This window comes from Brenneria rubrifaciens (assembly GCF_005484945.1).
GTDB lineage: Bacteria > Pseudomonadota > Gammaproteobacteria > Enterobacterales > Enterobacteriaceae > Brenneria > Brenneria rubrifaciens.
On sequence record NZ_CP034035.1, the window covers coordinates 3245002 to 3265404 of the forward strand.

The window sequence follows — 20403 nt, forward strand, 5'->3', positions numbered from 1 at the left end:
TGTCACTTTACAACGGTGGGCTTGCGAGAAGTGCTCACCGGCACGCCGATGCTATCCGTAAAGCCTGTTAATAGGTTTACGCTGCAACAAGCAAGAAAGCAGTGTATTTTCATCATTGATGGCAGCAGTGAAGGGTTTGAGGAATACTACGAATCCATAAGAACGCATTTTTATAATATGGCCTCATCATTCATTATCATCAATAACTCACTTAACCATCAGCCGGTGTGTATTGATAAAAAAACGATTCTTATTTCTAAGTCAACACCGATAGATTACCTTTATCAACTATTCGACACCGTGCACCTTAATGACAGGCGTTTCTTCAATCCTGTCAGGTTATCCAAATCGGAGTATGCGGTTTTTCAGTATTGGTGTGCGGGTTACACAGCAGAAGCGATCGCCGCAATCACCGGGCTAAATAAAAAATCAGTCCTGAACAGTAAATCAAGATTACTGAATAAATATGGGCTTCAGGATAAAAACTCCTTACTGCTTATTGCAAAGATTCTCTTCAGAGATAACATAATCGAAGAATCCGGGGATAGCCATAACTCATTGAAAAACAACAATACCATGGGATCTTTCATCTGATGAAAAGACGTTAATAAAGGAGGATGTGTCGCCCCATCCTCCTTTTTATCAACCGTGACGAATTACTCATCTTCCAGATAGGTATAACCGTAAAGGCCAGTTTCAAACTCTTCCAGAAACTGCAACTGCAACGCCGTGTCCAGATCGGTTTCTTTAACCTGATCACGAAAGCGCGCCATCAGCACTTCAGGATCCAGTTGAACATACTCCAGCATTTCGGCAACCGTATTCCCTCCGTCAGACTCTTCAATCTCGACAGAACCATCCTGGAACACAAAGACGTCGACGGTAGCGGTGTCGCCAAACAGGTTATGCATATTTCCCAAAATTTCCTGATAGGCGCCAACCATGAAAAACCCCAACAGCGGCGGATTATCTGGATCGTAAGGCGGCATCGGCATCGTGGTCGCAATACCGTCGCCATCAATATAGTGATCGATGGTGCCATCAGAGTCACAGGTAATATCCAGCAAAACCGCACGACGTACCGGCTGTTTGTCCAGCCCTTCCAACGGCATGACCGGGAACAACTGATCGATCCCCCACGCATCCGGCATGGACTGAAACAAGGAGAAGTTTACATAGAGCTTATCCGCCATACGCTCCTGCAATTCGTCAATCACTGGGCGGTGAGCGCGATTGCTGGGATCTAACTGTTGCTGAATTTTCTGGCAGATGCTCAGATAGAGCTGTTCCGCTTTTGCCCGCTGAGTTAAATCCAGCATGCCGTGCGTATATTGGGTGTGCACATCATGCAAATCCATCTGGCTGTCATGCAACCACTCGCGCAGCGAACGCCGGTTCCCAGGCTGTTTAATTTCCTGCCAGGTTGACCACAGGCTCTCCAATGCGCGCGGCGCATTTTCGTCCGGCTCTGTTGGTTCGCTGAATTCGTTGCGTTCGACGCCAATAATGTTGGACACCAACACGGTATGGTGTGCGGTCACCGCGCGACCCGATTCCGTAATGACGGTTGGATGCTGCAATCCGTGTTCATTACAGGCGTCACCGATGCCCCAAATCACATTGTTGGCATATTCATTCAGACCGTAATTTACGGAACAATCCGACTGCGAGCGGGTTCCTTCATAATCCACGCCCAAACCGCCGCCCACGTCGAAGCACTGAATATTGACGCCCAGTTTGTGCAGCTCCACATAGAAGCGGGCAGATTCACGCACGCCCGTGGCGATATCGCGAATGTTCGCCAGTTGAGAGCCCAGATGGAAGTGCAGCAGTTGCAGACTTTCCAGCCGTCCTGCGGCACGCAGCATTTCAACCAGTTGCAGCACCTGGACCGCAGCCAGACCAAATTTGGATTTTTCGCCGCCGCTGGACTGCCATTTACCAGAACCTTGCGAGGCCAGTCGCGCGCGCACACCCAGGCGCGGGATCACGTTAAGACGCTCCGCCTCTTCCAGAACCGTCTTGATCTCAGACATTTTTTCAATGACCAAATACACTTTGTGCCCGAGCTTTTCGCCAATCAGGGCCAGCCGAATGTATTCACGATCTTTATAACCGTTACAGACAATGACCGTACGCGTCATACCGGCATGACCCAATACGGCCATGAGCTCAGCCTTGGAACCCGCCTCCAGTCCCAGTGGTTCTCCCGAACTGACCAGAGATTCAATAACGCGCCGATGCTGGTTTACTTTGATGGGGTAAACCAGAAAGTACCCCCCTTCGTAACCAAACGACTCACGCGCCCGTTTGAATGCGGCATTGATGGAACGCAGACGATGCTGAAGAATTTGCGGGAAGCTGAACAATGCGGGAAGACGCTGATGATTCTCTTCCTGCAACGCTTTGACCAATTGAGCCAGATCGACGCGGGCCTCAGGAATATCGGGGTCGGGACAAACGCTGATATGCCCTAACTCATTGACATCGTAGTAATTATTACCCCACCAGGCAATATTGTAGGTACGAAGCATTTCGCTGGCATTCCGGTCATTCATGGCAACCTCCTGCATGGAGCGCAAATTTTCATGTTTACCCGTCGCTGACGAGCCTTGTTGGATCACGCCGTCAGACATAACGAACCTCTTCTTTTATACTGCTAATCACATCAGTACCTGCATAAGTAACCCGCATAATCGTGCCTGCAACACGCAGCAGCGGCAGTGAAAAAGTCGGCTGAAAACAGTATGCCGCCGTATTATTACTCTTGTTAGTGTAAAACACGTTGTCAGACTCCGTGGAACGGGTCAGGGAAAACTCGTTGTGAAAATCACAGGAAAAACGCTTACTAATACAGCGCCGTGCACGTCTGGTCCAGGAAAAATCGCGGATTAACCAGCCCTGTAATCCTGTGTCGAACTTAACGACAGGCAACTTCGGGCAAATAAAAAGAAGGGTTGAGCGATTGACGCGATAGCGTCAAAAAAAAAGCGTTGCGAGCGCAACATACTCAGTAAACAGCGGATCATTAATCCTATCACCTCCACGCGCGCCGCAAGGTATGCGGTCAGCAACCAATGAAACCATCAACTATCACATCGCGGGTAACAAACCCAAACCGCTCGCCGTTTATACAGATATGACACAGGAAAAGCAAAATGAAAATGTCCTCAGCGTGCTATTACAAAAGAAAAAATTACCGATGACTAAAGAACGATGGCGCACTGAAGTGAAAAACTACTGGCACTCAGGCCAAAATGTAACCTAGAATAGCCATCCAGATGTTAATCCATCTATACTGATTAACTGATATACTGCTTAACGGCTTTGATTTGAAGGTAAAGAAACTCATGGCTAAACACCTTTTTACGTCTGAGTCCGTCTCTGAAGGACATCCTGACAAAATTGCTGACCAGATTTCCGATGCGGTACTTGACGCTATTCTGGGGCAAGACCCTAAAGCTCGTGTCGCTTGCGAGACTTACGTAAAGACCGGAATGGTGTTAGTTGGTGGTGAAATTACCACCAGCGCCTGGGTCGACATTGAAGAGATCACGCGCCGTACCGTACGTGAGATCGGTTATGTGAATTCCGAGATGGGCTTTGATGCCAACTCTTGTGCGGTGCTGAGCGCCATTGGCAAGCAATCTCCTGATATCAATCAGGGCGTTGACCGCAGCGATCCGCTACAACAGGGTGCAGGTGATCAGGGTCTGATGTTTGGTTACGCAACCAACGAGACGGCTGTGCTGATGCCGGCGCCGATAACTTACGCCCACCTTCTGGTTCAACGTCAGTCAGCAGTGCGTAAAAACGGCACGCTGCCGTGGCTGCGCCCGGATGCGAAAAGCCAGGTCACCTTCCTGTATGACGATGGTAAAATTGCCGGTATTGATGCGGTAGTGTTGTCTACCCAGCATGCGGAAGAGATTACCCAGAAAGACCTGCATGAAGCGGTTATGGAAGAGATCATTAAACCTGTCCTTCCGGCTGAATGGCTCTCCGCCAGTACAAAATTCTTCATCAACCCAACCGGACGCTTTGTTATCGGCGGTCCAATGGGTGATTGCGGGCTGACCGGGCGTAAAATCATCGTGGATACCTATGGTGGCGCTGCGCGCCACGGCGGTGGCGCTTTCTCTGGTAAAGATCCCTCTAAGGTTGACCGTTCAGCCGCTTATGCCGCGCGTTATGTCGCCAAAAATATCGTTGCCGCAGGTTTGGCGGATCGTTGTGAGATCCAGGTTTCCTACGCGATCGGCGTGGCAGAGCCGACTTCGATCATGCTCGAAACCTTTGGAACGGAAAAGATCTCCACCGAACGCCTCACCCAACTGGTACGTGAGTTTTTCGACCTGCGGCCTTATGGATTAATCCAGATGCTGGATCTGCTGCACCCCATCTATCAGGAAACCGCAGCTTACGGTCACTTCGGCCGCGAGCACTTCCCCTGGGAAAAAACCGACAAGGCCGTGCAATTACGTGAAGCCGCGGGTTTATAATTTCCCTGCTTCAAACGGTTAGCGCAACACGGCGAATGAAAACTCGCCGTGTTGCCGTTTCTTTCCTGTCTCCCTGTCTATTGCATCCCCCCTGCGACTCGATTTATGCTCCTTCAATGAACACACCACGACTTCCCATCGCTCATCATCAGGCGGTTATGCGTTGCCTTCGCGATAAGCTACTGTTGGCTAATCTCGCCCTTAACGCCCATTACCCGGAACCTGCGGTCAACTATCAGCAACGCGGTACGACGGCGGGCAGCGCCTGGCTACAGCACTGGGAAATTCGGCTGAATCCTTTACTGTTGCAGGAAAACCAGCAAGCCTTCATCGATGAGGTTGTTCCCCATGAACTGGCGCATCTGCTGGTCTTTGCCCGTTTCGGCAAAGTGCAGCCACATGGTAAAGAGTGGCGCTGGATGATGGAGAATGTGTTACAGGTTCCGGCAAGGCGTACACATCGCTTTGCCGTGAAATCCGTACAGGGTCGAACTTTCGCTTATCAGTGTAGTTGTCGACAACATGAGTTGACTGTGCGACGCCATAACCGGGTACAGCGCGGCGAAACAGAGTATCGCTGCCGTGATTGCGGGAAAACCTTACAATTCAAAGTAATAAATCCTATTTAAAAGAAAATCTTCAGCCCAAAAAACTAATTTTTGCATTTGCCTGCCGTGATGACATCCGGTAGTCTGCCAGCTTCATTACCAGGGGATTATTTGGAATATGCTACGCAAAATTCTTGTTACCGCCTCTGCCGGGGTCGGTTTCATTTCCGCCGCGGCATTGAGTCAAAATATCAATAACTTCACGCAGGCAAAAGCGGCGTCGGTAGAGGTCAATCAGGGCGCGCCGGGAACATTTTATTGTGGCTGCGCCATTACATGGCAAGGTAAAAAAGGGATTCCCGATCTTGAATCCTGCGGCTATAAGGTCAGAAAAAACGAACAACGCGCCAGCCGAATTGAATGGGAACATATCGTCCCTGCCTGGCAGTTCGGTCATCAGCGCCGATGCTGGCAGGATGGCGGCAGAAAAAATTGCAGCAAAGACCATATTTATCGTGAAATGGAAACCGACCTGCATAACCTGCAACCCGCCATCGGTGAAGTCAACGGCGATCGCGGCAACACCATGTATGGACAGTGGAACGGCGGCGGCGGTCAATATGGTCAATGTGAGATGAAAGTCGATTTCAAAAATAATCGGGCGGAGCCGCCAGCCCGCGCCCGTGGCGCCATTGCCCGTACTTACTTCTATATGCGCGACCGCTATCAATTGCGTTTATCCCGCCAGCAAACCCGGTTGTTTGAAGCCTGGAATGAACAATTTCCGGTAACGCAGTGGGAATGCACGCGCGATCGGCGCATCGCCGCAAAACAAGGTAACCACAACCCTTACGTTCAACAGGCTTGCCAGTAATGGCTGGCCTACCTACTATAACGGTTTACCAGTAAAATCACCGTTCAAGATGGCGGTGAGTCGATTATCTCTAACAATACGCTGTCCAACTCAAATTTATTCTTCATAAGGTCAGAACATCAGCATGCGAATACCGCGCATTTTTCATCCCGAAACGCTCCCCATTATCGGGGGGGAAGTCGAACTGAGCGAAGATGCCGCCAACCATATTGGCCGCGTGCTGCGGATGAATACCGGCCAACCCCTGCAACTGTTCGACGGCAGTAATCATGTTTTTGACGCAGAAATCGTGCTGGCTGGAAAAAAAAGTGTGCGGGTGTGTTTCACAGCGGGTAAGTTGGAAGACAAAGAATCACCGTTGCACCTGCATCTCGGGCAAGTCATGTCGCGCGGAGAAAAAATGGAGTTCACCATTCAGAAATCCATTGAGCTTGGCGTGAATATCATCACCCCGCTGTTTTCCGAACGGTGCGGCGTAAAACTGGATACCGGGCGTCTGGAGAAGAAAGTCGGGCAGTGGCAAAAAATCGCGATTTCAGCCTGTGAACAATGCGGCCGTAACCGCCTGCCCGTCATCCGTCCGCCCATGATGCTCGAAGCGTGGTGTGCAGAACAGGATGCGGCATTAAAGCTCAATTTGCACCCGCGCGCGACACAGAGTATCAATACATTGTCACTGTCGGTCAGTCAGGTTCGGCTGTTGATTGGCCCCGAAGGAGGACTCTCCTCCAATGAAATTTTGCTGACTTCAGAATACGGATTTACCGACATCCTGCTGGGGCCGCGCATATTGCGCACAGAAACAACTGCACTCACCGTGATTACAGCCTTACAGGTACGTTTCGGCGATCTGGGGTAAAGGAGAAAAAAATGATTAAACTCGGTATTGTGATGGACCCTATCGACGCCATCAATATCAAGAAAGACACCAGCTTCGCCATGCTGCTGGAAGCACAACGCCGCGGTTGGGAACTTCATTATATGGAGATGAACGATCTCTACCTGCACGCAGGCGTTGCACGGGCAACCACCCGCCGTTTGAACGTCCAGTACGATTACGATGGCTGGTATGATTTCTCCGGCGAACAGGATATCGCGCTGGAAGAGCTGGACGCCGTGCTAATGCGTAAAGATCCGCCTTTCGATACGGAATTCATTTACGCAACCTACATTCTGGAGCGCGCGGAAGAGAAAGGTACGTTGATCGTCAACAAACCCCAGAGTCTACGCGACTGTAACGAAAAGCTTTTCACCGCCTGGTTCCCGCATCTGACACCGGATACGCTGGTTACCCGCAGCGCGGACAAGCTGCGTCAATTCCATCAGAAACACGGGGATGTGATCCTGAAACCGCTGGATGGCATGGGCGGCGCGTCGATTTTCCGTTTGAAACAGGATGATGCCAACGTTTCGGTCATCATTGAAACGCTGACCGAACATGCTAGCCGCTACTGTATGGCGCAAAACTATCTGCCAGCGATTAAAGAGGGTGATAAACGCGTGCTGGTGGTCGACGGCGAACCCGTTCCTTATTGCCTGGCGCGTATTCCGAAAACTGGCGAAACACGCGGCAATCTGGCGGCCGGCGGCCGGGGAGAGGCCCGACCGCTCAGCGACAGCGACTGGAAAATTGCCCGCGACGTCGCACCGACGCTAAAGCAAAAAGGGCTGATTTTTGTTGGTCTGGATATCATTGGCGATCGATTAACGGAAATTAACGTCACCAGCCCCACCTGCGTACGCGAAATTGAAGCCGCTTACCAGGATGTCTCCATTACGGGCATGCTGATGGACGCCATTGAAAAACGCCTGGCTACGCGCAACAGCTAATCTGTTTCTTAAACCGGAAACGGCTCGTCTTTTTGGCGAACCGCTTATCAAACGCTGACAAGGATCGATAAAATTACATAATGAATTTACAGCATCACTTCCTCATCGCTATGCCAGCACTACAAGACACGGTATTTAAACGTTCGGTGGTCTATATTTGCGAACATAATGAAGACGGCGCCATGGGGCTAATCATCAATAAGCCGATGGAGCAGTTTACTGTGGATAATGTGCTGAAAAAGCTGAAAATAGCCCCCACGCCACTTGAACCCTCCATCCGTTTGGATAAGCCGGTTTTTGCTGGCGGCCCGTTGGCTGACGATCGCGGATTTATTCTGCATACGCCTTGCTCTGGTTTTGCTTCGAGCATCGGTATCTCTGAAGACACAATGATCACCACCTCAAAAGATGTGCTGGAAACACTGGGAACCGCTAAACAGCCACAAAATACCCTGGTCGCATTGGGCTATTCCGCCTGGGAGAGCGGCCAGCTTGAGGATGAATTACTGGAAAACGCCTGGCTGACGATACCTGCGGATAAAGAGATTCTGTTCCACACGCCGATTGCAGAACGTTGGCGCTTGGCGGCGAAAAAGCTGGGAATAGACATCCATAACATTTCAACTGAAGTAGGGCACGCCTGATGGCAAGCCGAACGATTCTTGCTTTTGATTTCGGGACCAAGAGCATCGGTGTGGCTATCGGTCAGGACATTACGCGGACCGCCCGTCCGCTCACCGCATTTAAAGCCCAAGATGGAACACCTGACTGGCAGAAGGTGGGAAAATTGATGGCAGAGTGGCGGCCAGCCCTCGTCGTTGTCGGCCTGCCGCTCAATATGGACGGAACGGAACAGCCGCTGACAGCACGCGCCAGAAAATTCGCCAATCGCTTGCATGGACGATTTGGTGTCCAGATAGCGCTGCACGATGAGCGTCTGAGTACCGTGGAAGCTCGGGCCGACCTGTTCGAACGCGGCGGTTTTCGGGCACTGGATAAAGACAGCATCGACGCTGAATCGGCGGTCATTATTCTGGAAAGCTGGTTTGATGCGCAAACGTCGTGAAATGACGGGAAAAGCTGACGGCAAATAGGTGTTCAGTGTGCACCAGCGGTGTGGGCACACTGAAGGAAAATTGATGTAACTCTTACTCAGAACACCACCACGGCGAAGGTGAGATTATGCGTCCGGGAACTCGCGGATAAAACGCTCAACATCATTCACCATGGTTTCTGTCCCTACAAAAAAAGGCGAACGCTGGTGCAATTTCTCCGGCGTGATGTCCAGAATACGGTTTTTGCCATCGCTGGCTTTACCGCCCGCCTGCTCCGCCAAAAACGCCATCGGGTTGCATTCGTACAGCAGACGCAGTTTGCCTTTCGGATAACTTGCGGTGCTTGGATAAAGATAAATACCGCCTTTCAACAGGTTACGATGAAAATCCGCCACCAGTGAACCAATATAGCGCGAGGTGTAAGGACGTTGCGTCGCTTCGTCCTGCTCCTGACAGTATTTGATATATTTCTTCACACCGGTAGGAAACTTAATGTAGTTCCCTTCGTTAATAGAGTACATATTCCCTTTTTCCGGGAAGCAAACTTTTTCATGCGACAGGCAGAATACACCGAGAGAGGGATCATAGGTGAACGCGTGGACACCGTGTCCCGTCGTGTATACCAGCATGGTAGAGGAACCGTAAACGATGTAACCAGCGGCAACCTGTTTGTGGCCCGGCTGTAGAAAGTCTTGTTCCGTTACCGGCATGCCAAGCGGGGTAATACGACGGTAAATAGAGAAAATGGTGCCGACGGAGACGTTAACATCAATGTTGGAAGAACCGTCCAGCGGGTCCATCAATACCACATACTTGGCGTTCTCAGCCCGATCCCCGTCGAAGATGACGATTTCGTCTTCTTCTTCAGAAGCGATACCAGCAACTTCACCACGCGCTTTCAAAGCGGCCTTCAATTTTTCATTGGCGTACAGATCGAGTTTCATCTGTACTTCGCCCTGAATATTGGAGATACCGCTGGTGCCTAAAATATCCACCAGACCCGCTTTATTGATATCGCGGTGGATAATTTTGGCGCCCAGCTTGATGGCTGATAACAGCGCGGTAAGCTCACCGGTGGCGTGAGAGAAATCGTGCTGTTTTTCAACGATAAATTCGCCTAGCGTTTTCATAACACTCTTCCAGAATCTACGGATGATAAGCGGCTTCATTACTACACCGCTAACGTTTGCGTTTGCAGTGTAGCCCAAAGAGAAACCGAGTACCTAGTCAAATCCATTTTTATGGTGTATTCATAGCGTTGGAATGTGAGGCAGACTCACAGTATAAATGGAAAATGTATGCGTATTCATATCTTAGGTATTTGCGGCACCTTTATGGGTGGCCTGGCGCTGCTGGCCCGTTCATTGGGACATCAGGTAACAGGCTCAGATGCAAACGTTTATCCCCCCATGAGTAACTTACTGGAAGAGCAGGGAATCACGCTGATTCAGGGATACGATCCCGCACAGCTCGATCCTGCCCCGGATCTGGTGATTGTGGGCAACGCGATGTCGCGAGGCAATCCTTGTGTTGAAGCCGTGCTGGAACAAGGGCTTCCTTATGTGTCCGGTCCACAGTGGCTGCATGATTATGTTTTACGCGATCGCTGGGTGATTGCCGTTGCCGGGACGCACGGTAAAACAACGACCGCAGGCATGGTGACCTGGATTCTGGAGGATTGCGGCTATAAGCCCGGCTTTGTCATCGGCGGCGTGCCGGGTAATTTTACCGTTTCAGCTCGCTTAGGCGACAGCGCGTTTATGGTTGTTGAAGCCGACGAATATGACTGTGCGTTCTTCGATAAACGTTCTAAATTTGTTCATTACAGCCCGCGCACGCTTATTTTGAATAACCTCGAATTCGATCACGCCGATATCTTCGACGATCTCAAAGCCATTCAAAAACAGTTTCACCATCTGATACGTCTGGTGCCCGGTACTGGAAAAATCATCTTGCCGACCAATGATATTCACCTCAAGCAAGTCATGGGAATGGGATGCTGGAGCGAGCAGGAACTGGTAGGTGAGGAAGGCGTGTGGCGTGCGAAGAAACTGTCGACCGATGCCAGCCAGTATCAGGTTTACCTGAATGGCGAACTGGTAGGTGAAGTGCATTGGCCGTTGGTCGGCGAGCACAACATGCACAACGGGCTAATGGCCATCGCCGCCGCCCATCATGTCGGCGTACTACCCGCCGATGCCTGCCGCGCCCTGGGGGGATTTATCAATGCCCGCCGCCGCCTTGAGTTACGCGGCACCGAATACGGCGTTACCGTTTACGATGATTTCGCCCACCACCCCACGGCGATCCTCGCGACGCTGGCCGCGTTGCGCGGCAAGGTTGGCGGAACTGCCCGTATTTTGGCCGTGCTTGAACCCCGCTCGAATACCATGAAAATAGGTATGTGTAAAAATGAACTGGCGCCATCACTGGGCCGTGCCGATGAAGTCTTTTTATTCCAGCCACCGCATATTCTCTGGCAGGTCGCGGAGGTAGCTGAATCGTGCGTGCAGCCAGCACACTGGAGCGCAGACATCGATACGCTGGTCGATATGATTGTGAAAACCGCCCAGCCAGGCGATCACATACTGGTAATGAGTAACGGTGGTTTTGGCAACATCCATAACCGACTGCTGGATGCCTTGAAAAACAAGGCTAAAGCAGGGATCGCCGCAGGTAAATAGAACAGTGAGAAGCTAGCAAACAGGACGGGAATCCCGTCCTGTTTTATGTCCGCCGGATGAGTTCGCCAGGTCATAAACAGGCGGTGTTTGACGTCGCCTGTCGCTTTGCGAATCAAACGCTAAACGGATCGCGCAGAACAATCGTTTCACTACGATCCGGGCCAGTAGAAATAATGTCCACCGGAATGCCAGTGACTTCTTCCACACGTTTAATGTAGTTCAGCGCCGTCTGAGGTAATTTGCTGCGCTCTTGAACACCAAAGGTGCTTTCAGACCAACCCGGCAGTGTTTCGTAAACCGGCTCAATCCCTTCCCAGCCGTCTGCGGCCAACGGTGTGGTATCCACTTCGCGGCCATCAGGCATACGATATCCCACACAGATTTTGACCTCTTTCAGACCATCCAGCACATCCAGTTTGGTCATGCAGAAACCGGACAGGGAATTAATCTGTACCGCGCGGCGAACAGCAACCGCATCAAGCCAGCCCGTTCGGCGACGGCGACCCGTCGTTGCGCCGAATTCATTCCCTTTCTGGGTAAGATATTCGCCGACATCATCAAACAGCTCGGTTGGGAATGGGCCCGCGCCAACGCGGGTAGAATAGGCTTTTACAATACCCAGGACGTAATCAACGTAACGTGGACCCAGACCGGAACCGGTCGCCACGCCACCTGCCGTGGTATTGGAAGATGTCACATAAGGATAAGTACCGTGATCGATGTCCAGCAGCGTACCCTGCGCCCCTTCGAACATAACAAAATCGCCACGCAAGTGTGCTTTGTACAGCAGGTCGGAAACATCGACCACCATAGCGGTCAGAATATCAGCAATCGCCAGAACGTCATCCAACACTTTCTGGTAATCAACCGCTTCGACTTTATAGTAGTTAACCAACTGAAAGTTGTGGTATTCAACGATCTCTTTCAACTTAACGGCAAACGTTTCTTTGTCGAACAGATCGCCCACTCGCAGACCACGACGCGCGACTTTATCTTCATAAGCCGGGCCGATACCACGACCGGTGGTGCCAATTGCCCTGGTGCCACGCGCCTTTTCACGCGCGTTATCCAGCGCAACATGATAAGGAAGAATCAACGGACAAGCTTCAGAGAGCAGCAAACGTTCACGTACCGGGACGCCACGCGCTTCAAGATCCGTCATTTCCTTCATCAGTGCGTCAGGCGCCAGCACCACACCGTTACCGATGATGCTGGTGACATTTTCACGCAGAATACCCGAAGGAATTAAATGAAGAACGGTTTTTTCACCGTTGATAACCAGAGTATGACCAGCATTGTGGCCACCCTGGTAGCGCACAACATATTTAGCCCGTTCAGTCAGCAGGTCGACGACCTTACCTTTACCTTCGTCACCCCATTGAGTGCCCAGTACGACGACGTTCTTACCCATCTCAAAAATCACCAGGTTGCTTAAAAAAGGATTCTAACATCTCATCTGCTCGCTTTCAGTACTTTTAGCACACGTTTGCGCACATTTTTCAAAGGAATTTTAGCCCTCTATTCGGCTACGCAACATATAGTAGATCACACATCCGGCAACCACTATCCCTCCGCCAAAACGCCGTAATGTGTTATCAGGCAACTGTGCCATCGCTAGGATCATGCGCCGCCAGATACGGGGAAACAGCAAGGGGCCCAGCCCTTCGATAATCAACACCAGCCCCAGAGCCATCCACACGGTTGCATTCATAAAAACTCCATAAAATATCGCCAGCGCGATTTTAAACGTCGCCCGCCACGGCCCGTAAGGATGACAGGCAGAATGGCCCGTCGTAAAAAAGCCCGCAAACACGGGCTTTAGATAGAATTGATACAGGGTAATAATTAACGACGAAGCGTCGTCTCCGGCGATTTCATATAGCGGAAGAAATCACTGTCCGGGCTCAATACCATTACGTCCTGATTAGAACTGAAGCTACTTTCATACGCACGCAAGCTACGAATGAAAGAGTAAAAATCAGGATCTTCGCTGAATGCGCTGGCAAACAATTTTGCCGCTTCCGCATCGCCTTCACCACGGGTGATACGTCCCTGACGCTCAGCTTCCGCCAGCGTACGGGTGACCTCATAGTCGGCAGTGGCTTTTAATTTCTCCGCTTCTTCCTGGCCTTGTGAACGGTGGCGGCGCGCTACCGCTTCACGTTCCGCACGCATACGTTGGTAGATGGCATCTGAGACTTCCGTCGGCAGGTTAATCTGTTTAATCCGCACATCAATCACTTCAATACCCAACGCAGCCATACTGTTAGGGTTAACATGAGGCTGCGCGCCAGTCGTCTCCTGTGCAACACGTGCAGCGGCCGAAGCAATCGCGTTATCGGCTTCGGTGGTTTCACCGGTCCCGGTGTTCAATGCATTGCGCACATCGGTCATCAACTGACCACGGGAGTCGGTAACGATGCCTCGCAAATCCAGACGACCGATCTCGGAACGCAGACGGTCACTGAATTTACGCTTGAGCAGCACCTCCGCCTGAGAGACATCCCCTCCGCCCGTCGCTAGATAATAGCGGCTGAAATCGCTGATCCGCCATTTGATATAGGAGTCAATGATCAGGTCTTTCTGCTCTTTAGTGATAAAGCGATCGGCCTGATTTTCCATAGTCTGAATACGGGCATCCAGCATTTTCACCGAATCAATGAACGGAATTTTAAACTGTAGTCCCGGGGCATAAATAAGAGGTTTATTCTCATCATCACGCAACACTTTGCCAAAACGCATCACGATGCCGCGCTGGCCTTCCTGCACTACAAACAGTGACGCATAGACCACCATCAGTACCAGGATCAGGATAAATAGTAAGGGCTTACGCATCGATTATTCTCTCCCTACTCGAGTGACATCATCACGCTGCGCATTCGCTCTGCGCTGATCCATGATATTTCCGCTGTTACCGCTTCGCGTCTGATTACTGCTCGCACTACTGTTACCCGATGTTGCCGGTAAACGCAGCGGATTGGCGCTGCTGCTATTGCTATTGCTGTTGCTGTTGCTTTCGCCGCTGTCCGCTCCGCGCAGCATCTGATCCAACGGCAACACCATCAGGTTGCCGCCTTTATCATTGACCAGCACCTTACGGGTATGGCTTAGAACACGCTCCATCGTTTCAATATACAAACGCTCACGAGTAATCTCAGGCGCGGCTTTGTATTCCGGCAACACTCTGGCAAAACGAGCCACTTCACCTTGGGCTTCCAGAACGGTACGCGTTTTGTACGCGCGCGACTCCTCCAGAATACGCTGAGCTTGACCATTCGCGCGCGGCTGAACCTCGTTCGCATACGCTTCTGCTTCACGAATGTATTGCTGCTCGTTTTCTCGGGCGGCAATGGCGTCATCAAACGCGGCCTTGACCTCTTCCGGCGGACGTGCCGTCTGGAAGTTGACGTCCAGCAGGGTGATTCCCATGTTGTAAGGTCGTACCGTTTCCTCCAATACACGTTGGGTATCGGTTCGCACGATGGTCCGGCCTTCAGTCAGGATTTTATCCATCGTGTATTTACCGATCACGCCGCGCAAAGCGCTGTCTGTGGCCTGACGCAGACTGTCATCCGCATTCGTCACGCTGAACAGATAGCGTTCCGGTTCCGTCACCCGATACTGGACATTCATTTCCACACGAACGACATTCTCGTCCGAGGTCAACATTACGCCAGACGTTGCCAGTTCACGTACGGATTCCACGTTAACGGCTCTGACAGAATCAATAAACGTGGGCTTCCAGTTAAGGCCAGGATCAACCTGATGGCTGAATTTACCAAAACGCGTAACGACGCCGCGCTCGGCTTCTTTGATGGTATAAAAGCCGCTGGCCGCCCAGATGACGACAGCAGCGACGGCCACAATCCCGACTACCCGGCCGCCAAGACCAGAACCGCCGGAAGTACCGCCGTTGGAACCCGAACCTCTTCCGCCTCCCAGATCGCTGAGTTTTTTACTCAGTTTACGGAAGATATCGTCCAAATCCGGTGGCCCCTGATCTCGGCCACCTTTATTGTTATTTCCGCCAGAGTTGCCGCTATTATTATTGCTGCTCCCCCACGGGTCGCGGTCCTGTCCGTTATTACCGGGCTGATTCCACGCCATGTTTTAACTCCATTCTTTTATGATAGGTGTTCTTCAGGTTCAATGTCCCAGAGTCCGTCAGACTACTTCGCCGTTCTGCCAGTCAGGCAATATAATCCGTCAGTTCCTGCTCTCGTTTACAGAGGCGGTGCCAGTCGGCAATCGGCATACGGATAACCAGACCGATTTTCCCGTCCTCTTCAATCCATTCTTTCTCTATTGCCTGAAGCTGGTAAAAGCGACTTCGCAAACGTCCTGCCTGCGGGGGAAGAGACAATGTGTATTGTGCAATTTCCCCGGATAGACGCTCAGTCAACGCTTGAAATAGCAACGGAATACCTTCACCGGTCTGCGCTGAAAGCCAGACTCGGACCGGTAAATTTTCTTCGTTTCGATCGATACGCGGTGTGAAATCCTCCAGCATATCAATCTTGTTCATTACCAACAGCGCAGGAATTTCATCCGCCTCAATTTCTGCCAGCACGGTATCTACCGCATCGATATTCTCGTCAAGACGAGGATCGGCGGCATCGACAACATGCAGTAACAGGGAAGCCTGACGCGTTTCCTGTAATGTAGCCTTAAACGCAGCCACCAAATCGTGCGGTAGCTGACGGATAAAACCTACGGTATCCGCCAACACCGTATCCCCGACATCATCCACCTCAATACGGCGCAATGTCGGGTCCAGCGTAGCAAATAACTGATCGGCGGCATACACGCCCGCCGATGTGATTCGGTTAAACAACGTCGATTTACCGGCGTTGGTATATCCCACCAATGAGACGGTCGGCACATCCGCGCGTACTCGCGCCCGTCGTCCCTGCTCACGTTGTTTTTCCACCCGATCAAGCCGGGATAAAATCTGGCTGATGCGATTACGTAGCAAACGACGGTCCGTTTCAAGCTGGGTTTCCCCCGGGCCGCGTAAGCCGATCCCACCTTTTTGACGCTCAAGGTGCGTCCAGCCACGAACCAGACGCGTAGCGAGATGACGCAATTGCGCCAACTCTACCTGCAATTTACCTTCATGGGTGCGTGCGCGTTGGGCAAAAATATCCAGAATCAATCCGGTGCGATCAATGACCCGGCACTCACACAAGCGCTCAAGATTACGTTCCTGAGCGGGTGTCAGGGCATGATCAAACAACACCACAAAAGCATCTGTTTCTTTCACTACCTGAGCAATTTCTTCGGCTTTGCCTTCACCAACAAAATACTTGGGATGAGGTGCCTTACGACTGCCGGTAATAACCTGTAGCGACTCAATGCCTGCGGAAGACACCAGAGACTCGAACTCCAGCAGATCTTCCGAATCTTTATCTTGCGAGAAGTAAATATGAACTAGTATGGCCCGTTCACCGGCTTCATAACGGTCAAACAAGCGAGTAACCTCTCAAAAAAACAAAAAACACCAAAGCGAGGGCAACTGGCGATGCATGCAGTGTCCCCGCCGTGGTGAATTGACAATACGCTTTATTCAGCGTCATCACTTTCCTGTGGCTGTTGCTGGCCAGCCGTGTTGTTACCATGATAGTTGCTGGCGCCTGGATTATTGCTATGGTGAGACACCGGGCGGGATGGAACAACGGTAGAAATGGCATGCTTATACACCATCTGGCTCACCGTATTTTTTAACAAAATGACAAACTGATCGAAAGACTCAATCTGACCTTGCAACTTGATACCATTAACCAAATAGATCGAAACCGGAACACGTTCGCGACGCAATGCGTTCAAGAACGGATCTTGCAAAGATTGCCCCTTAGCCATTCTATATTTTCCTTATTTGTTTGTTGTTTGTAACAAAGAACCCTAGGGTTCTAAAATAACGATGTCAAAATTTGCGAGCTGAGACCCGCCAATTGTACACAATCACCCAACCTATGCACTAACAACCTGTATTACCTTGTCCAGCGCTTCTTTTGGCTTTTCACTGTCCAACCAGCAGACTTCATCCCAACCACGCAACCAGGTAATTTGTCGCTTGGCAAGTTGCCTTGTCGCACAAACCCCACGATAAGCCATTTCATCGTAATCAATTTCACCGGATAAATATGACCACATCTGGCGATAACCGACACAGCGAATGGAAGGCAACCCCGTATGCAGATCTTTTCGTGCAAAAAGCGCCCGGGCCTCCGCCTCAAAACCCGCCGCCAACATCTGGTGAAAACGCAGTTCAATACGCTGATGCAACAACTCGCGCATCGCCGGGGCGATAGCGAACTGATGAACCTGATACGGCAACGCTTCACCAGACATTTTTGTCAATTCAGTTAAAGTGTTACCTGAAACGAAAAAAACTTCCAGTGCCCGTGAAAGTCTCTGTGGATCATTTGGATGAATCCGAAACGCAGCATCCGGATCTATCTCACATAACTGTCGATGCATGGCTTCCCAACCCACCTCTTTCGCCTGCGCTTCAATACGTTGACGCACTGCCGCATCAGCACAAGGCAAGGGAGACAACCCTTCAAGCAAGGCTTTAAAGTAAAGCATTGTGCCCCCGACCAACAGGGGGATACGCCCGGATGCACTAATTTGCGCCATTTCCCGAAGCGCGTCACGCCGAAAATCCGCAGCCGAATAGAACTCGGCCGGGTCGAGAATATCGATCAAACGGTGCGGCGCCTGAGCCAATTCTTCCGCACTCGGTTTCGCGGTTCCGATATCCATCCCTTTATAAATGAGGGCTGAATCCACACTAATCAACTCTACGGGTAAATATTGACGCAATGCCATCGCCAGCGCCGTTTTACCGGATGCCGTCGGCCCCATAATAAAGATGGCGGTTGGCAGCGACGTTTTTTCAAAATCACTCATGCTGCAAAACCTTGATGGGGGTATTGATGTCCACCATCTGTAAAAGTTCCGGCGGTGGGGACTTCATCAACTGCGGGCAAAGTCGCTCGACATCCGTCAAGAGTTGTATCGCCTGAGAATGTCCCCAGACTTCCTGTTCGCTCTTCAACCGGGCCGCCAGCCAGCCTGCCAGAACTTTCGGCTCTACTGTTTGGTAATCGGCCAGATAGCCTAACAGTTCAGAGATCAAGTTTTGTAAATTTTGTTGGCGTAATAGTAAAGGGACGGCGCTTAGCGTGGCGCGCTGCGCTTCGACCTGCACGTGAATACCAAATCTTTGCAGCAATGCTTGATGCGTCGCCAGTACGGAAAGTTCGAACTTGTTCAGCGTCAGACGTTGCGGAATTAAAAGCGGCTGCGCCCGTAGTCCTTCGTCGGGCGGCGTCAACTGCACCACTTTCAGATGACGCGCCGCGACCGGTAAAGAAAGCAAGGCCAGCCCGTCGCGATATTCCAGCAAAGCGTAACAAGGCGGATAAACCGTCAGCACGCGTCCAAACCCAGCCGTGTTGCTTTCAAGCGGCGACTCGACCGAAGAACGTGTTTTTTCGGCTTGCGCACAAGCTGTATCCGTCATCGGCGTCGCTCCGTGGGCGGGCTGAACCGCAGTCGGTTCAGCTTTCACGCCGGAACGAGGTTGCGCGGGCGCGGTAATCGGCGCTGACGAAACCTGGCAGGAGGAAGAGTCACCAACATCTTCAGCTTGCAGCAGTTTCCTGTACAGTTCGCCCTGTTTCTTCTGGTACGAAGTCCCTGCGGGATAATGAGGCTCACGGGCCTTACCCGACCGACCGGCGGATTTCTCAGCCGGTATGGAAGCCGACTGTGAAAAATGGTTTTCACCGGCAGCGGTACGATTTTCCTGTCGCCAGGGCGTCGGCTGAACTGCTCCCGGTTCAGAGGGGGCAAGCCTGGGGGCGGCGGCCTCCTGCAATACTGTCATCACAGCCTGATAAATAAAGTCATGCACCAGACGTGCCTGATGAAACCGGACTTCATGCTTGGCCGGATGCACATTGACATCCACCTGATGGGGATCAATCTCCAGATACAGTACGTAAGCGGGTTGTCGATCGTTGTCAAGCCGATCCTGATATGCCTGTCGAATCGCATGATTGATCAACCGATCGCGCATCATGCGCCGGTTAACATAGCAATACTGCATTTCAGGCAGTTGTTTTGCTTCGGCAGGGTCGGCTACCCAGCCATGAATAGTCAAATCATCATGCTGCCATGACACGGCCAACGCGTGCTGTAAAAACGCGCTGCCGCAGATACTGCCCAACCTGCGTTCATGCTGGGAGGGATCGCTTGCAGGCCGATATTGCCGGATCAGTTTACCGTTGTGATGCAGCGTGATGGCAATATCGAAATGTGCCAGCGCAATCCGGCGAACAACCTCATCAATATGAGTGAATTCGGTTTTCTCCGTGCGCATGAATTTGCGGCGTGCGGGCGTGTTATAAAACAGATCCAACACTTCCAGCGTGGTGCCAACCGGATGCGCCGCAGGTTTGATGGTGACCGCCATATCCCGGCCTTCCGCGTAGGCCTGCCATGCTTCGGATTGCCTGGCGGTCCGCGAAGTCAGCGTCAAACGTGAAACAGAACTGATACTGGCCAGCGCTTCACCACGGAATCCCATGCTGACAATGGCTTCCAGATCGTCGAGCGTGGCAATCTTACTGGTCGCATGACGAGCCAGCGCCAGTGCCAGATCGTCTTTTTCAATGCCGGCGCCGTTATCCCGGATACGTATCAGTTTGGCGCCGCCGCGCTCTATGTCGATATCAATACGGGTCGCCCCAGCATCCAGACTGTTTTCCACCAGCTCTTTAACCACCGATGCGGGGCGCTCCACCACTTCCCCGGCGGCAATCTGGTTGGCCAATTGTGGTGGCAAAACCTGAATCGGCATGGCGTTTCCCTCTTACATCGTCATAATAAAAAATACGGTCA

At 51.5% G+C, this 20403-nt stretch carries 19 protein-coding genes; 9 read left to right on the forward strand and 10 right to left on the reverse strand.

Annotation, left to right across the window (positions count from 1 at the left end; translation table 11 throughout):
* The first annotated feature begins 48 nt into the window (after positions 1-48).
* The gene (locus tag EH207_RS14655) at positions 49-594 is read left to right on the forward strand and encodes a helix-turn-helix transcriptional regulator (RefSeq protein WP_137715371.1); all 546 of its coding nucleotides are present in this window, start codon (positions 49-51) and stop codon (positions 592-594) included.
* A 62-nt stretch (positions 595-656) separates the two neighbouring features.
* Here the strand turns inward: EH207_RS14655 and speA are convergent, their stop codons facing one another.
* Positions 657-2636 carry a biosynthetic arginine decarboxylase gene (speA, locus tag EH207_RS14660; protein WP_137714664.1) on the reverse strand — a complete coding sequence of 660 codons (1980 nt, stop codon included), beginning with the start codon at positions 2634-2636 and terminating at the stop codon, positions 657-659.
* Positions 2637-3350: 714 nt separating this feature from the next.
* Here speA and metK point away from each other — a divergent pair.
* The 7 genes from metK to ruvX all read left to right on the forward strand — a co-directional run bounded on the left by metK (position 3351) and on the right by ruvX (position 8820).
* The gene (gene metK, locus EH207_RS14665) at positions 3351-4502 is read left to right on the forward strand and encodes a methionine adenosyltransferase (protein WP_137714665.1); all 1152 of its coding nucleotides are present in this window, start codon (positions 3351-3353) and stop codon (positions 4500-4502) included.
* A gap of 116 nt (positions 4503-4618) precedes the next feature.
* Complete coding sequence (locus EH207_RS14670; protein WP_137714666.1) at positions 4619-5131, forward strand: SprT family zinc-dependent metalloprotease; 513 nt, start codon at positions 4619-4621, stop codon at positions 5129-5131.
* A 97-nt stretch (positions 5132-5228) separates the two neighbouring features.
* Positions 5229-5924, forward strand: a complete 696-nt coding sequence (gene endA, locus EH207_RS14675) for a deoxyribonuclease I (RefSeq protein ID WP_137714667.1) — start codon at positions 5229-5231, stop codon at positions 5922-5924.
* A gap of 124 nt (positions 5925-6048) precedes the next feature.
* On the forward strand, positions 6049-6783 hold the full coding sequence (gene rsmE, locus EH207_RS14680; RefSeq protein ID WP_137714668.1) for a 16S rRNA (uracil(1498)-N(3))-methyltransferase: 735 nt from the start codon (positions 6049-6051) through the stop codon (positions 6781-6783).
* 11 nt (positions 6784-6794) lie between these two features.
* Positions 6795-7754, forward strand: coding sequence for a glutathione synthase (gshB, locus tag EH207_RS14685; protein ID WP_137714669.1), 960 nt, complete (start codon positions 6795-6797; stop codon positions 7752-7754).
* Positions 7755-7834: 80 nt separating this feature from the next.
* Positions 7835-8398 (forward strand): YqgE/AlgH family protein, encoded by a 564-nt coding sequence (locus EH207_RS14690; RefSeq protein WP_137714670.1) that lies wholly within the window; start codon positions 7835-7837, stop codon positions 8396-8398.
* Entirely contained in the window at positions 8398-8820 is a 423-nt protein-coding gene (ruvX, locus tag EH207_RS14695) for a Holliday junction resolvase RuvX (RefSeq protein ID WP_137714671.1), read from the forward strand. Before EH207_RS14690 ends, ruvX begins: the two co-directional genes overlap by 1 nt.
* 114 nt (positions 8821-8934) lie before the next feature.
* On the opposite strand, the gene fbp is transcribed toward ruvX, so the two are convergent.
* Positions 8935-9939 carry a class 1 fructose-bisphosphatase gene (fbp, locus tag EH207_RS14700; protein ID WP_137714672.1) on the reverse strand — a complete coding sequence of 335 codons (1005 nt, stop codon included), beginning with the start codon at positions 9937-9939 and terminating at the stop codon, positions 8935-8937.
* Positions 9940-10107: 168 nt separating this feature from the next.
* On the opposite strand from fbp, the gene mpl reads away from it, so the two are divergent.
* A complete protein-coding gene (gene mpl, locus EH207_RS14705) occupies positions 10108-11493 on the forward strand; it encodes a UDP-N-acetylmuramate:L-alanyl-gamma-D-glutamyl-meso-diaminopimelate ligase (protein WP_137714673.1) in 1386 nt (461 codons plus the stop codon).
* Positions 11494-11605: 112 nt separating this feature from the next.
* Here the strand turns inward: mpl and EH207_RS14710 are convergent, their stop codons facing one another.
* The 8 genes from EH207_RS14710 to mutL form a co-directional block, all read right to left on the reverse strand.
* Entirely contained in the window at positions 11606-12904 is a 1299-nt protein-coding gene (locus EH207_RS14710; RefSeq protein WP_137714674.1) for an adenylosuccinate synthase, read from the reverse strand.
* 99 nt (positions 12905-13003) lie between these two features.
* Positions 13004-13204: a DUF2065 domain-containing protein gene (locus EH207_RS14715; RefSeq protein ID WP_137714675.1), complete on the reverse strand. Its 201-nt coding sequence runs from the start codon at positions 13202-13204 to the stop codon at positions 13004-13006.
* 134 nt (positions 13205-13338) lie between these two features.
* On the reverse strand, positions 13339-14328 hold the full coding sequence (hflC, locus tag EH207_RS14720) for a protease modulator HflC (protein WP_137714676.1): 990 nt from the start codon (positions 14326-14328) through the stop codon (positions 13339-13341).
* Positions 14329-14331: 3 nt separating this feature from the next.
* Positions 14332-15600 (reverse strand): FtsH protease activity modulator HflK, encoded by a 1269-nt coding sequence (hflK, locus tag EH207_RS14725; RefSeq protein WP_137714677.1) that lies wholly within the window; start codon positions 15598-15600, stop codon positions 14332-14334.
* 82 nt (positions 15601-15682) lie between these two features.
* Positions 15683-16963: a ribosome rescue GTPase HflX gene (hflX, locus tag EH207_RS14730; RefSeq protein WP_137714678.1), complete on the reverse strand. Its 1281-nt coding sequence runs from the start codon at positions 16961-16963 to the stop codon at positions 15683-15685.
* Between the two features lie 92 nt (positions 16964-17055).
* A complete protein-coding gene (hfq, locus tag EH207_RS14735; RefSeq protein ID WP_137714679.1) occupies positions 17056-17352 on the reverse strand; it encodes an RNA chaperone Hfq in 297 nt (98 codons plus the stop codon).
* Between the two features lie 111 nt (positions 17353-17463).
* Positions 17464-18405 carry a tRNA (adenosine(37)-N6)-dimethylallyltransferase MiaA gene (gene miaA, locus EH207_RS14740; protein ID WP_137714680.1) on the reverse strand — a complete coding sequence of 314 codons (942 nt, stop codon included), beginning with the start codon at positions 18403-18405 and terminating at the stop codon, positions 17464-17466.
* Positions 18398-20362 (reverse strand): DNA mismatch repair endonuclease MutL, encoded by a 1965-nt coding sequence (gene mutL, locus EH207_RS14745; protein WP_137714681.1) that lies wholly within the window; start codon positions 20360-20362, stop codon positions 18398-18400. Before mutL ends, miaA begins: the two co-directional genes overlap by 8 nt.
* Positions 20363-20403 lie beyond the last annotated feature (41 nt).

Coding starts and splice junctions, on each gene's coding strand:
- endA (WP_137714667.1), top strand. CDS start 5,229: ATGCTACGCAAAATTCTTGTTACCGCCTCTGCCGGGGTCGGTTTCATT.
- rsmE (WP_137714668.1), top strand. CDS start 6,049: ATGCGAATACCGCGCATTTTTCATCCCGAAACGCTCCCCATTATCGGG.
- EH207_RS14690 (WP_137714670.1), top strand. CDS start 7,835: ATGAATTTACAGCATCACTTCCTCATCGCTATGCCAGCACTACAAGAC.
- miaA (WP_137714680.1), bottom strand. CDS start 18,405: ATGAGTGATTTTGAAAAAACGTCGCTGCCAACCGCCATCTTTATTATG.
- speA (WP_137714664.1), bottom strand. CDS start 2,636: ATGTCTGACGGCGTGATCCAACAAGGCTCGTCAGCGACGGGTAAACAT.
- mpl (WP_137714673.1), top strand. CDS start 10,108: ATGCGTATTCATATCTTAGGTATTTGCGGCACCTTTATGGGTGGCCTG.
- fbp (WP_137714672.1), bottom strand. CDS start 9,939: ATGAAAACGCTAGGCGAATTTATCGTTGAAAAACAGCACGATTTCTCT.
- EH207_RS14715 (WP_137714675.1), bottom strand. CDS start 13,204: ATGAATGCAACCGTGTGGATGGCTCTGGGGCTGGTGTTGATTATCGAA.
- EH207_RS14710 (WP_137714674.1), bottom strand. CDS start 12,904: ATGGGTAAGAACGTCGTCGTACTGGGCACTCAATGGGGTGACGAAGGT.
- ruvX (WP_137714671.1), top strand. CDS start 8,398: ATGGCAAGCCGAACGATTCTTGCTTTTGATTTCGGGACCAAGAGCATC.
- mutL (WP_137714681.1), bottom strand. CDS start 20,362: ATGCCGATTCAGGTTTTGCCACCACAATTGGCCAACCAGATTGCCGCC.
- hfq (WP_137714679.1), bottom strand. CDS start 17,352: ATGGCTAAGGGGCAATCTTTGCAAGATCCGTTCTTGAACGCATTGCGT.
- metK (WP_137714665.1), top strand. CDS start 3,351: ATGGCTAAACACCTTTTTACGTCTGAGTCCGTCTCTGAAGGACATCCT.
- hflC (WP_137714676.1), bottom strand. CDS start 14,328: ATGCGTAAGCCCTTACTATTTATCCTGATCCTGGTACTGATGGTGGTC.
- gshB (WP_137714669.1), top strand. CDS start 6,795: ATGATTAAACTCGGTATTGTGATGGACCCTATCGACGCCATCAATATC.
- EH207_RS14655 (WP_137715371.1), top strand. CDS start 49: ATGCTATCCGTAAAGCCTGTTAATAGGTTTACGCTGCAACAAGCAAGA.
- EH207_RS14670 (WP_137714666.1), top strand. CDS start 4,619: ATGAACACACCACGACTTCCCATCGCTCATCATCAGGCGGTTATGCGT.
- hflK (WP_137714677.1), bottom strand. CDS start 15,600: ATGGCGTGGAATCAGCCCGGTAATAACGGACAGGACCGCGACCCGTGG.